Below are 12,577 nucleotides of genomic sequence, written 5' to 3'. Positions count from 1 at the left end.
GGCGGCCCCGCCCGTAGGGTCCTGCCAATCACCAGGAGGACATATGCGGTTCGACACCAAGATCGCCGTCGCCCTGCGCGAGGACCTGCCGGTGTGGCAGAAGCTGAACGTCACCGCCTTCACCGTCAGCGGCCTCGCCGCCACCCGGCCGGAGCTGGTCGGCGCACCCTATGAGGACGGGTCGGGCAACCTGTACCTGCCGATGTTCCGCCAGCCGGTGCTGGTCTTCGCCGGCACGGCCGAGGCGCTGAAGGCGGCGCATGCCAGGGCGCTGGCCCGCAACCTGCGGATCGCGATCTACACCGCCGAGCTGTTCGCCACCGGCTATGACGAGGCCAACCGCGCCGCGGTGAAGACGGTGCCGGGCGAGGCGCTGGACCTGGTCGGCTTCGCCATGCATGAGGACCGCAAGGATGTCGACCGCGTGCTGAAAGGCCTGTCGCTGCACCCGTGACGGGCGTCAGTCCTCCCCGGCCGCGTCCGGCGGGGTGCCGAGGCTGGAGACGCGGGCGTCGAGCCTGCGCAGCAGGCGCCGCAGCACCTCGCGCTCGCCCGGCTCGAAGGCGGCCATCAGCTCGGCCTCGATCTCCTGCGCCAGCGGCACGATGGCGTCGTAGACCCGGCGGCCGGCGGCGGTGAAGTCGAGCTGGATCAGCCGCTGGTCGGCCGGATGGGTGCCGCGGCTGAGATGGCCCGCCGCGATCAGCCGGCTGACCGCCCGGCTGACCTTGGCCTTGTCCATCGCCGTGCGCTCGCAGATCTGGTTCGAGGACAGGGGCGCATAACGGCCGACCATCGCCATCACCCGCCATTCCGGGATGCTGAGCCCGAAGGCGTCGGCATAGCGCCGGGCGAAGGTGCGGCTGACCCGGTTGCTGACCACCGACAGCTCATAAGGCAGGAATGCCTCGAGATCGAACTCCGCCCGCATCGCCTGGTCCCGCATCGCCGGCCTCCCCGCCCGCTTGACATTCGTTTCATATGAAACGAGATTGGCTTCCATTCAAGGCAGCCCGCTCACCGCGTGGAAGCGCGCGGCCGGCGGAATGTCCGACCATACGCGAGGGCGCGGCCGCGGCAAGCCCGGCGCTCCGCGGATGGCCGGACCAAGCGACCAAAAGGACGAGGGGAGGATCCATGACGACCTCGATCGCGGAGCGGGTGCGCCTGCTGTTCGCCAGCGCCGTCGGCACCATCATCGAATGGTACGACTTCTTCATCTTCGCCTTCTGCGCCGTGCTGGTGTTCGACAAGGCGTTCTTCCCGGGCGAGGACCGGCTGGCGGGAACGATGGCGGTGCTGGGCACCTTCGCCATCGGCTTCCTGGCCCGGCCGCTGGGCGGCATCCTGTTCGGCGCGCTGGGCGACCGGATCGGCCGCAAGAACGCGCTGGTGGTCAGCCTGCTGATGATGGGCGCCGCCACCTTCGCCATGGGCCTGCTGCCGACCTATGCCACGGCCGGGGCGCTGGCGCCGATCCTGCTGGTCACTTTGCGCGTGCTGCAGGGCATCGCCGTCGGCGGCGAGGCCACCGGGGCGCTGCTGATCGTCGCCGAATCCATGCCGGGCAAGCGGCGCGGCTTCTGGACCAGCTTCCCGATGATCGGCGGCCCGGCCGCCAATGTCCTGGCCGCCGCCACCATCGGCGCCCTGACCGCGCATTACGGCGAGGCCGGCTTCGCCGAATGGGCCTGGCGCCTGCCCTTCCTGTTCTCGATCGTGCTGGTGCTGCTGGGCCTCTGGGTGCGGCGGCGGGTCGAGGAATCGCCGGTCTTCGCTGAGCTGGCGGCAAAGCGCCGCGAGCTGCCGGCGGCGCCGCTGGCCGAGGCCCTGCGCAGCCACTGGCGGCCGATGGGCCAGGTGTTCCTGGTGAAGGCGGCGGAGAACACGCTGTTCTACCTGTTCACCACCTTCTTCCTGGTGCTGGTGGTGCAGTTTCTGGGTCTCGCTCGCGGCGTCGGGTCGGACGCGCTGTTCTGGGGCTCGATCCTGGAGGTCGCGGTGATCATGGCCGCCGCCTGGGTCTCCGACGTGATCGGCCGGCGGCCGGTGATGCTGCTGGGCCTGATCGCCGGCATCGGCGCCGGCGCCCTCCTGTTCACCCTGCCGCCGGGGACGCCGCCGGAGACGGTGCTGCAGGTGACGCTGCTGACCCTGACCTGCCACGGCATCATCGTCGGCAGCATGTCGGCCTGGTTCACCGAGCTGTTCCCGACCCGGGTGCGCTACACCGCCATGTCGGTCAGCTACCAGGTCGCCTCGGTGGTCGGCGGGTCGGTGGCGCCCTTGATCGGCACGGCGCTGCTGGGCTGGACCGGCACGCCGCAATCCGTCGCGATCTACGCCGCGCTGATGGCGGTGCCGGGCATCCTGTGCGTGCTGCTGTCGCGCGAGACCCGCGGCGCCGACCTGGCGGCGGTGGAGGCCGATGGCGACAGAGCCACGGCAGCCACCAGCCGCGCCAGCCCGTAGGTTGGGTTCGCGAACGCGAACCCAACAATCTGCCGCCGTCCAGGTGTTGGGTTCGCCGAGGGGCGAACCCAACCTACGCAGCAGGGAATCCGCCCATCACAGCCCCCGCGCCCGGTCGCGCAGCACGAATTTCTGGATCTTGCCGGTCGAGGTCTTGGGCAGATCGCCGAACACCACCGTCTTCGGGCATTTGAACCCCGCCAGGTGCTGGCGGCTGAAGGCGATGATCTCCTCCGCCGTCGCCTCGGCGCCCGGCCGCAGGGTGACGAAGGCGCAGGGGGTCTCGCCCCATTTCTCGTCCGGCCGCGCCACCACCGCCGCCTCCAGCACCGCCGGGTGGCGGTACAGCACGCCCTCGACCTCGATGGTCGAGATGTTCTCGCCGCCGGAGATGATGATGTCCTTCGACCGGTCCTTCAGCTCGATATAGCCGTCGGGGTGCATGACGCCAAGGTCGCCGGTGTGGAACCAGCCGCCGGCGAAGGCCTTCGCCGTGGCCGACGGGTTCTTGAGGTATCCCTTCATGGTGATGTTGCCGCGCATGAACACCTCGCCCAGCGTCTCGCCGTCGGCCGGCACCGGGGCCAGGGTCTCGGGGTCGGCCACCATCAGCCCTTCCTGCACCACATAGGGCAGGCCCTGGCGCGACTGCAGCCGCGCCTGCTCCCCGGCCGGCAGGGCGTCCCATTCCGGCTTCCAGTCGCAGACCACGGCCGGGCCGTAAACCTCGGTCAGGCCGTAGACATGGGTGACCTTGATGCCGAGCCGGGCCATGCCCTCCAGCACCGCCGCCGGCGGGGGCGAGGCCGCGGTCATCATCTGCACCGCCTGCGGAAAGTCGCGCCGCTCCCCGGCCGGGGCGTTCAGCAGCATGCTCATGACGATCGGCGCGCCGCAGAGATGGGTGACGCCGTGGTCGGCGATGGCCGCGTAGATCTCGCGCGCCGCCACCCGGCGCAGGCAGACATGGGTGCCGGCCATCGCCGTGATCGTCCAGGGGAAGCACCAGCCGTTGCAGTGGAACATCGGCAGGGTCCAGAGATAGACCGGGTGGTGCGGCATCCCCCAGGTGACGACGTTGCCGAGCGCGTTGAGATAGGCGCCGCGGTGATGGGTGACCACGCCCTTCGGATCGCCGGTGGTGCCGGAGGTGTAGCCGAGCGCGATCGCATCCCATTCGTCGCCCGGCCTCACGCCCGGCCAGGCCGGATCGCCTTCGGCCAGCAGATCCTCGTAGGTGAGATCGCCGACCGGCTCGCCCGCCACCGACGGGTCGACGATGTCGACCACCAGCGGCGGCGCGTCGAGCTGCGCCAGCGCCGCCCGCATCACGGGGGCGTATTCGCGGTCGGCCAGCAGCACCCGGGTCTCGGAATGGCGCAGCTGGAAGGCGATGGCGGCGGCGTCGAGCCGGACGTTGAGGGCGCACAGCACGGCGCCGGCCATCGGCACGCCGAAGGTCGCCTCGAACGCCTCCGGGATGTTCGGCGCCATCACCGCCACCGTGTCGTTCCTGCCGATGCCGCGGCGGGACAGGGCCGAGGCCAGGCGGCGGCAGCGCTCCGCGGTCTCGCGCCAGCTTCGCTTCACCTCGCCATAGACCACCGCCGTCCGGTCCGGATGGGCCAGCGCGGTGCGGCCGAGGAAGGAGATCGGCGTCAGCGGCACGTGATTGGCCGGGTTGCGGTCGAGATCGGTGTCGTAGGCGTGCGGCATCGGCGGGTCTCCCTGTCCCGGCCCATTCTGGCACCGCCCCGGCCCGGGCGGAAAGCAGGACGGCCCCTCGCGTCGGCGCCGCGGCGGCGCTAGGCTTCGCAAAACACGGGAGGACGCCATGGGAGCCTATGCCGAGGCCTATCGCCGGTCGCTCGACGATCCCGAGGGATTCTGGGGCGAGGCCGCCGCCGCGATCGACTGGGACCGGCGCTGGGACCGGGTGCTGGACGACGGCAACGCGCCCTTCTTCCGCTGGTTCGCCGGCGGCCGGCTCAACACCTGTTTCAACGCGCTCGACCGCCATGTCGCCGCCGGCCATGGCGACCGGCTGGCGCTGATCTACGACAGCCCGGTCACCGGCACGGTGCGGCGCTTCACCTATGCCGAGCTGACCGACCGGGTCGCCCGTTTCGCCGGGGCGATGCGGGCCCTGGGCGTCGGCCCTGGCGACCGGGTGGTGATCTACATGCCGATGGTGCCGGAGGCGGCGATCGCCATGCTGGCCTGCGCCCGGCTGGGCGCCGTGCATTCCGTGGTGTTCGGCGGCTTCGCGGCGCCGGAGCTGGCGGCGCGGATCGACGATTGCGAGCCGAAGCTGGTCATCTCCGCCTCCTGCGGCATCGAGGGGACGCGGGTCGTCGCCTACAAGCCGCTGCTCGACGCCGCTCTCGGCCTCGCCAGGCACAAGGTGCCGGCGACGGTGGTGCTGCAGCGGCCGCAATGCGAGGCGGCGATGACGCCGGGACGCGACCACGACTGGGCCGGGCTGGAGGCCGCGGCCGAGCCGGCCGGCTGCGTGCCGGTGGCGGCGACCGACCCGCTCTACATCCTCTACACCTCCGGCACCACCGGCCAGCCCAAGGGCATCGTCCGCGACAATGGCGGCCATGCCGTGGCCCTGGCCTGGAGCATCCCCGCGATCTACGGGCTCAGGCCCGGCGAGGTGATGTGGACCGCCTCGGATGTCGGCTGGGTGGTCGGCCATTCCTACATCGTCTACGGCCCGCTGCTGGCCGGCTGCACCAGCGTGATGTACGAGGGCAAGCCGGTCGGCACGCCCGATGCCGGGGCCTATTGGCGGGTGGCCGAGCAGCACGGCGTCTCGGTGCTGTTCACCGCGCCGACCGCCTTCCGCGCCATCAAGCGCGAGGATCCGGAGGGCCGCCTGCTGGCCGGCCGCGACCTGTCGACCTTCCGTGCCCTGTTCCTGGCCGGGGAGCGCTGCGACCCCGACACGCTGGGCTGGGCCGAGCGGCTGCTGCAGGTGCCGGTGATCGACCATTGGTGGCAGACCGAGACCGGCTGGCCGATCTGCGCCAACCCGCTGGGGCTGGAGGCGATGCCGGTCAAGCCGGGCTCGCCGACGAAGCCGATGCCGGGCTGGGATGTGCGGGTGCTGGGGGCCGACGGGCGGGAGATGCCGCGCGGCGAGATCGGGGCGCTGGCCTGCAAGCTGCCGATGCCGCCCGGCGCCGCGCCGACGCTGTGGCGGGCCGATGCGCGCTTCCGCAGCGCCTATCTCGAGGACCATCCGGGCTTCTACAAGACCGGCGATGCCGGGCTGGTCGACGAGGATGGCTACGTCTTCGTCATGAGCCGGGTGGACGACGTCATCAACGTCGCCGGCCACCGCCTGTCGACCGGGCAGATCGAGGAGGTGCTGGCCGGCCATCCCGACGTCGCGGAATGCGCGGTGATCGGGGCGGCGGACGACCTCAAGGGCCAGGTGCCGCTGGGCTTCCTGGTGCTGAAGGCGGGGGTGACGCGGCCGCACGAGGCCATCCTGGCCGAGGCGGTGCAGCGGGTGCGCGACGGCATCGGCCCGGTCGCGGCGTTCAAGACGGCGATGATCGTCGACCGCCTGCCGAAGACCCGGTCGGGCAAGATCCTGCGCGGCACGATGGCCCGAATCGCCGATTCGGTCCCCTTCGCCGTGCCGGCGACGATCGACGATCCGACGATTCTCGATGAAATTCGTGTGACCTTACGGCGATCGGGCTATAATTGCGGGTAACGTTCCCGTTTCCATCCGGTCTAAGCCCTGATCGGCAAGTCCCCAGAAATATTACATTTTTAATATCATTTAGCGCTCTTGTGATTCAGCCGATGCCGCCGAAAGCCGGCGAACAGCTGAAAACCCTTCAAAACAAAGGGTTTTTCTGACCCAAACGAGTGCTTGACGCAGCGGCAAAATGACTCTTATCGTCGCGCAATGCTCGAGTTGAGCAGGCGAGGCTTCAAAAAACGAGGGCCGCGGGAAGCGGCCCTCTTTTTTGTCTCTGCGGCTCGGGAGACGGGGCGCCGCCGCTGCGGCGGCGCCCCCGTTCCGGCCGTCAGGCGGCGATCTGCTTCGGCGCCTCGGCCTGGCCGACCGCGATCTTCACGGTGCGGGGCTTCTGCGCCTCCGGCACCTCGCGGACCAGGTCGATGTTGAGCAGGCCGTTCACCAGCGACGCGCCGCCGACCTTGATGTAGTCGGCGAGCTGGAAGCGCCGCTCGAAGGCCCGGCCGGCAATGCCGCGATGCAGGAAGACCCGGTTCTTCTCCTCCTCGTCCACGGCCGCCTTGGCGCGGACGGTCAGGGTGTTCTCGGAGGTCACGACCTCGAGGTCGTCCTCGCCGAAGCCCGCCACCGCCATGGTGATGCGGTAGGCATCCTCGCCGGTCTTCTCGATGTTGTAGGGCGGGTAGGACGGCGCCGCGGTGTCGAACTGCAGCGCGGAATCGAGCAGCCGCGACATGCGGTCGATGCCGATGGTCGAGCGGAACAGCGGGGAGAGATCAAGAGTACGCATGGATATCCTCCAGTGAGCGATACCTGTGCGGCGCACCGATGGTCGCGCCGCGGGGTTTGCGACGTGGCGGCCCCGGCTGGGCACCGCCACGACCATCGATCTGGGGTGGATGAATTCCGGGTTCAAGGGGGCGATGATCGTCCCCGCCCCCGGGAAACGACCGGCTATTGCGCGGTCCAGCCGCCGTCGACCGACACGCTCGTGCCGGTGATCTGCTCCGCCGCGTCCGAGCACAGGAAGGCGACCGTGCCGCCCAGCTGCTCCGGCGTCACGAAGGTCATCGAGGGCTGCTTCTCGCCCAGGAGCTGCCGCGCCGCCTCGTCCTGGCTGATGCCCTTCTCCGCCGCGATGGCGCTGATCTGCTTCTCGACCAGGGGCGTCCGGACCCAGCCGGGGCAGACCGCGTTGCAGGTGACGCCGGTCCCGGCCGCCTCCAGCCCCACCACCTTGGTCAGGCCGACGAGGCCGTGCTTGGCCGCGACATAGGCCGCCTTGTGCGCCGAGGCGACGAGGCCGTGGGCCGAGGCGATGTTGACGATCCGGCCCCAGCCCTGCTGCTTCATCACGGGCACCGCCGCGGCGATGCCGTGGAACGCCGCCGACAGGTTGATCGCCAGGATCGCGTCCCACTTGTCGGCCGGGAACTCCTCCACCGGCGCGGTGAACTGGATGCCGGCGTTGTTCACCAGGATGTCGACCCGGCCGAGCCGCTCGACCGTCGCCGCCACCAGGCCGCGCACCGCATCGCCCTTCGACATGTCGGCACCGTCATAGACCGCGCGCACCCCGTGCTCGCGCTCGATGCCGCTGCGGATCGCCTCGATCTCGCCGGCGTCGCCGAAGCCGTTCAGCACGATGTCGGCACCCTGGCCGGTCAGCACCCGGGCGATGCCGAGCCCGATGCCGCTGGTCGATCCGGTGACGATCGCAACCTTGCCCTTCAACATGGGTCCGTTCCTTACGATGACGGGATTGGGTTTTCGAGGGCGCCTCAGCGCTTGAACAGCGCATCCGCTGCGCTCTTGTGGCTCTGCTTGCCGGCGATGACGCCGCGGGCGCGGGCGATCTCGGCCTCGAGCTCGGCGACATACTCTTCGAGCTCGGCGACCGACATGCCGTCGAGCGGCTTCGGTGGTGCCTTTCGTTTGCGCGGTTCGAGATCTTCCGGATCCATCGGCCATCTCCTTCGGCAGCGGATGGACAATCCTCGCGGGCGGCGCGAGGATCGGCAAGCCCGGAGCGCAAGCGTGCCGGAGCGCCTTCACTGTCGACGGGCGACCTTAGGCCGCTCCATCCGACGCCCGGATGACGGCCGGATGACATTTCGGCCATCATCCGCCCCCTCCCGAAAACAGGGCGAGAGCCGATGACCAGCATCCTTCCCGAGACCATGAACGCGATCGTGATCGAGGCCCCCGGCGGGCCCGAGGTGCTGAAGCCGGCGACCCTGCCGGTGCCGTCGCCCGGGACCGGCGAGATCCTGATCCGGGTGGCCGCGGCCGGGGTGAACCGGCCCGACGTGCTGCAGCGCCGCGGCATGTACAACCCGCCGCCGGGCGCCAGCCCGCTGCCGGGGCTGGAGGTCGCCGGCACCGTCGCCGCCCTCGGCCCGGATGTCGCGGGCTGGAGCGCCGGCGACCCGGTCTGCGCCCTCGTCGCCGGCGGCGGCTATGCCGAGTATTGCGTCGCCCCGGCGCCGCAATGCCTGCCGATCCCGAAAGGCCTGTCCCCGGCCGAGGCGGCGGGCCTGCCCGAGACCCTGTTCACCGTCTGGACCAATGTGGTCGAGCGCGGCCGCCTGCAGGCCGGCGAGCGCTTCCTGGTGCATGGCGGGTCGAGCGGCATCGGCACCACGGCGATCCAGCTGGCCAAGGCCCGGGGCGCCACCGTCTTCGCCACCGCCGGCAGCGCCGAGAAGGCCCAAGCCTGCCTCGACCTGGGCGCCGATGTCGCCATCGACTATCGCGAGCAGGACTTCGCCGCGGTGATCAAGGAGAAGACCGGCGGCCGCGGCGTGGACGTGATCCTCGACATGGTCGGCGGCGACTATGTCGCCCGCAACATCGACGCGCTGGCGGTGGACGGCCGGCAGGTCAGCATCGCCTTCCTCAAGGGCTCGAAGGTCGAGGTCGACCTGCAGAAGGTGATGGCCAAGCGGCTGACCCTGACCGGGTCGACCCTGCGGCCGCGCAGCGTCGCCGAGAAGGGCGCCATCGCCGCGGCGCTCGAGGCCGAGGTCTGGCCGCTGATCGAGGCCGGGCGGATCCGGCCGGTGATCCACGCCACCTTCCCGCTGGCGCAGGCGGCGGAGGCGCATGCGCTGATGGAATCGAGCGCCCATGTCGGGAAAATCATACTCCTCGCTTGACTCGGGCGCGTGACATCCCTAGGTCGAGCACCGTGGGCGGCGCCGCGCCGACCCCGCTCCCCTCCCTTAAATGCGAGTGCGAGAGGACAGGTCGGCCGCCCCGGCCGGTCGCGGCGGGATCGCTTTGCGCAGAGGAGTACGCGAAGAATGAACAAACAGCCCCTGATGCCGAAGGCGACCGCCGTCTGGCTCGTCGAGAACACGTCGCTGAGCTTCGACCAGATCGCCGCCTTCTGCGGCCTGCATGAGCTGGAGATCCGGGCCATCGCCGACGGAGAAGTCGCGATCGGCATGGTCGGGCTGGACCCGATCGTCAACGGCCAGCTGACCCAGGCCGAGATCGAGCGCTGCCAGGCCGACCCGAACGCCCGGCTGCGCATGGCGGTGTCGGACATGCCGCAGCCGGTCGCCCGCTCCAAGGGCCCGCGCTACACGCCGGTGACCAAGCGCGGCGACAAGCCGGACGCCATCGCCTATCTGCTGAAGGAGCATCCGGAGCTGTCGGATGCCCAGATCTGCAAGCTGATCGGCACCACCAAGCCGACCATCCAGGCGATCCGCGACAAGAGCCATTGGAACTCGCCGAACCTGAAGCCGCGCAGCCCGGTGATGCTGGGTCTTTGTTCCTACATGGAGCTGGATGCGGCCCTGACCAAGGCCCGCGCCAACCTGCCGCCGGGTGCGATCCCGACCCCGACCGTCAGCTTCGACGAGGATGCCGAGGAAACCCAGGAGGACTGAGAGCCACAACGCGGCCTCCTGAAACGACAAGGGCGGCGCCCCCCGGCACCGCCCTTAGAATTCGGAGATCCGTGATCTCTCCGTCAGGCGTGATCCAATCGCGCCATCTCGTCCTTCAGTCTCAGCTTTTCCTTTTTCAGCCGTACGATCTCGAGCTCGTCGGGTAGGGGGCGGTGGACCGCTTCTTCCAATGTGCGATCCAGGGCGGCGTGCTTGGTCCGAAGCGCTTCAATACGCTCTGCGACGGCCATCTCTCGCTCCTCTGTTGAAAGCTGGACAGTGGTTCAGCCCCTCCTTTTTCCCATATGTTACGCCCCGATAGCGGTTGCAAGTCAACGTGGCATCTATTCCTATACAGAAGCAGGACAATCGGTCGCCCCGCCCCGTTCGGCCGCATCGCGCACGTGAAATTTCCTTAACACGACGGTTTCCGACTCCTCCCGCCGCTTCGCTCGGCTAGTCTTGTGCAGCGCACAACAGCGAGGATGCAGCGCGATGGATCGCGAGACCGTGCGGCGGACCGCCTTCGCCATGCCGCTGACCAGCCCGGCCTTCCCGCCGGGCCCGTACCGCTTCGTCGACCGCCAGTACTTCATCATCCGCTACCGCACCGATCCGGAGGCGCTGCGCCGGGTGGTGCCGGAGCCGCTGGAGATCGTCGAGCCGGTGGTGAGCTACGAGTTCATCCGCATGCCGGATTCGACCGGCTTCGGCGACTACACCGAGAGCGGCCAGGTGATCCCGGTGCGCTGGCAAGGCCAGACCGGCGGCTACACCCACCAGATGTTCCTGAACGACCATCCGCCGATCGCCGGCGGGCGCGAGCTGTGGGGCTTCCCGAAGAAGCTGGCGCAGCCGACGCTGGCGGTCGAGACCGACACGCTGGTCGGCACGCTGAACTACGGCTCGATCCGCATCGCCACCGGCACCATGGGCTACAAGCACCGCACCCTGGACATGGCCGCCGAGGCCAGGGGGCTGGGCGCGCCGAACTTCCTCTTGAAGATCATCCCGCATGTCGACGGCAGCCCGCGGATCTGCGAGCTGGTGCGCTACTATCTCGAGGACGTGACCGTGAAGGGCGCCTGGACCGGCCCGGCGGCGCTGGACCTGTACCCGCACGCTTTGGCGCCGGTCGCCGAGTTGCCGGTGCTGGAGGTGCTGTCGGCCAAGCATCTGGTCGCCGACCTGACGCTCGGCCTCGGCACCGTCGTGCACGACTATCTCGCCTGACGCAGCGGAGGAGTGGACCGAATGCGTGGCGTGAAACGGAAGCAGGCGCGCAGCGCCCCGGGGCACATCGAGGTGCCGCCCTACGATGTCGTCGCCCTGGTGCTGCAGGGCGGCGGTGCGCTCGGCGCCTATCAGGCCGGGGTCTATGAGGGGCTGCACGAGGCCGGGATCCGCCCGACCTGGCTGGCCGGAATCTCGATCGGCGCGCTCAACACCGCCGTGATCGCCGGCTCGCCCGAAGCGCAGCGGGTCGACCGGCTGCGCGAGTTCTGGGAGACGATCTGCGCCACCCCGGTCGAGTGGCCGGCGAGCGAGGGGCTGGCGGAGGCGCTGCCCTTCGCCTTCGACGCGCGCTCGGTGCACAACGCCGCCGCGGCGATGCGGGCGCTGTTCCAGGGCCAGCCCGGCTTCTTCAAGCCGCGCTTCCCGCCGCCCTACCTGTCGCCCTTCGCCGGCGATGCCGCCACCAGCTTCTACGACACCGGCCCATTGCGCGACACGCTGCTGCGGCTGGTCGATTTCGACCGGCTGAACTCCGGCGACATCCGGGTCAGCGTCGGCGCGGTCAATGTCCGCAGCGGCAACTTCGTCTATTTCGACACGGCCGACCGGAAGCTGGGGCCAGAGCACTTCATGGCCTCCGGCGCCCTGCCGCCCGGCTTCCCGGCGGTCGAGATCGACGGCGAGTTCTACTGGGACGGCGGCGTGGTCTCGAACACGCCCCTGTCCTACGTGCTGTCGACCGAGCCGCGGCGCGACACGCTGACCTTCCAGGTCGATCTGTGGTCGGCCAAGGGGCGGCTGCCGGACGACCTGATGGAGGTGACCAGCCGGCAGAAGGACATCCAGTATTCCAGCCGGACCCGCGCCATCACCACCTATATGATGCAGATGCAGCGGATGCGCCAGGCGCTGCAGACGGTGATGGACCGGTTGCCGGAGGAGGCGAGGCAGGACCCGGAGATGCAGGCGATCGCCGAGCTGGCCTGCCACCACGCCTACAACATCGTCCATCTGATCTATCAATCGAAGGCTTATGAGGGCCACTCCAAGGACTACGAGTTCGGCCTGGACGCGATGCGCGAGCACTGGCAGAGCGGGCTCGACGACATCCGCCGCACCCTGGCCGATCCCCGCCGGCTGGACCGGCCGGCGCCCGAGGTCGGCGTCGTCACCCACGACGTGCACCGGCAGGACCGGTAGCGGTCCACCCCCGTATTCGCGATAATGCCGGCGGACGGCAGGGGGTTTT

At 69.7% G+C, this 12,577-nt stretch carries 13 protein-coding genes; 7 read left to right on the top strand and 6 right to left on the bottom strand.

Annotation, left to right across the window (positions count from 1 at the left end):
* Positions 1–43: 43 nt before the first annotated feature.
* Positions 44–454 carry a DUF2000 family protein gene (locus ACFW16_RS03975; RefSeq protein ID WP_380302093.1) on the top strand — a complete coding sequence of 137 codons (411 nt, stop codon included), beginning with the start codon at positions 44–46 and terminating at the stop codon, positions 452–454.
* Between the two features lie 6 nt (positions 455–460).
* On the opposite strand, the gene ACFW16_RS03970 is transcribed toward ACFW16_RS03975, so the two are convergent.
* Positions 461–946 (bottom strand): MarR family winged helix-turn-helix transcriptional regulator, encoded by a 486-nt coding sequence (locus tag ACFW16_RS03970; RefSeq protein WP_380302091.1) that lies wholly within the window; start codon positions 944–946, stop codon positions 461–463.
* 191 nt (positions 947–1,137) lie between these two features.
* On the opposite strand from ACFW16_RS03970, the gene ACFW16_RS03965 reads away from it, so the two are divergent.
* The gene (locus ACFW16_RS03965) at positions 1,138–2,472 is read left to right on the top strand and encodes an MFS transporter (RefSeq protein ID WP_380302089.1); all 1,335 of its coding nucleotides are present in this window, start codon (positions 1,138–1,140) and stop codon (positions 2,470–2,472) included.
* 96 nt (positions 2,473–2,568) lie between these two features.
* Here the strand turns inward: ACFW16_RS03965 and ACFW16_RS03960 are convergent, their stop codons facing one another.
* Positions 2,569–4,188: an acyl-CoA synthetase gene (locus ACFW16_RS03960; protein WP_380302088.1), complete on the bottom strand. Its 1,620-nt coding sequence runs from the start codon at positions 4,186–4,188 to the stop codon at positions 2,569–2,571.
* Between the two features lie 118 nt (positions 4,189–4,306).
* On the opposite strand from ACFW16_RS03960, the gene ACFW16_RS03955 reads away from it, so the two are divergent.
* Complete coding sequence (locus ACFW16_RS03955; RefSeq protein WP_380302086.1) at positions 4,307–6,202, top strand: propionyl-CoA synthetase; 1,896 nt, start codon at positions 4,307–4,309, stop codon at positions 6,200–6,202.
* A gap of 319 nt (positions 6,203–6,521) precedes the next feature.
* On the opposite strand, the gene ACFW16_RS03950 is transcribed toward ACFW16_RS03955, so the two are convergent.
* The 3 genes from ACFW16_RS03950 to ACFW16_RS03940 form a co-directional block, all read right to left on the bottom strand.
* A complete protein-coding gene (locus ACFW16_RS03950; protein WP_380302084.1) occupies positions 6,522–6,983 on the bottom strand; it encodes an Hsp20 family protein in 462 nt (153 codons plus the stop codon).
* Positions 6,984–7,147: 164 nt separating this feature from the next.
* Entirely contained in the window at positions 7,148–7,930 is a 783-nt protein-coding gene (locus tag ACFW16_RS03945; RefSeq protein WP_380302082.1) for a 3-hydroxybutyrate dehydrogenase, read from the bottom strand.
* A 44-nt stretch (positions 7,931–7,974) separates the two neighbouring features.
* Complete coding sequence (locus tag ACFW16_RS03940) at positions 7,975–8,157, bottom strand: DUF1192 domain-containing protein (protein WP_138888049.1); 183 nt, start codon at positions 8,155–8,157, stop codon at positions 7,975–7,977.
* 192 nt (positions 8,158–8,349) lie between these two features.
* On the opposite strand from ACFW16_RS03940, the gene ACFW16_RS03935 reads away from it, so the two are divergent.
* Positions 8,350–9,351, top strand: a complete 1,002-nt coding sequence (locus tag ACFW16_RS03935; RefSeq protein WP_380302081.1) for an NAD(P)H-quinone oxidoreductase — start codon at positions 8,350–8,352, stop codon at positions 9,349–9,351.
* Positions 9,352–9,498: 147 nt separating this feature from the next.
* Positions 9,499–10,092 (top strand): DUF1013 domain-containing protein, encoded by a 594-nt coding sequence (locus ACFW16_RS03930; protein ID WP_380302080.1) that lies wholly within the window; start codon positions 9,499–9,501, stop codon positions 10,090–10,092.
* An 83-nt stretch (positions 10,093–10,175) separates the two neighbouring features.
* Here the strand turns inward: ACFW16_RS03930 and ACFW16_RS03925 are convergent, their stop codons facing one another.
* Complete coding sequence (locus tag ACFW16_RS03925) at positions 10,176–10,343, bottom strand: YdcH family protein (RefSeq protein ID WP_380302078.1); 168 nt, start codon at positions 10,341–10,343, stop codon at positions 10,176–10,178.
* 244 nt (positions 10,344–10,587) lie between these two features.
* On the opposite strand from ACFW16_RS03925, the gene ACFW16_RS03920 reads away from it, so the two are divergent.
* Together ACFW16_RS03920 and ACFW16_RS03915 are read left to right on the top strand one after the other, a co-directional pair.
* On the top strand, positions 10,588–11,325 hold the full coding sequence (locus tag ACFW16_RS03920; protein WP_380302076.1) for an acetoacetate decarboxylase: 738 nt from the start codon (positions 10,588–10,590) through the stop codon (positions 11,323–11,325).
* Between the two features lie 21 nt (positions 11,326–11,346).
* Positions 11,347–12,528, top strand: a complete 1,182-nt coding sequence (locus tag ACFW16_RS03915; RefSeq protein ID WP_380302075.1) for a DUF3734 domain-containing protein — start codon at positions 11,347–11,349, stop codon at positions 12,526–12,528.
* Positions 12,529–12,577: the final 49 nt, after the last annotated feature.

The organism is Inquilinus sp. NPDC058860, from assembly GCF_042743185.1.
Taxonomy (GTDB): domain Bacteria; phylum Pseudomonadota; class Alphaproteobacteria; order DSM-16000; family Inquilinaceae; genus Inquilinus.
Note: the sequence above shows the minus strand (reverse complement) of the source record. Positions and strands in the feature narration are given on the sequence as shown.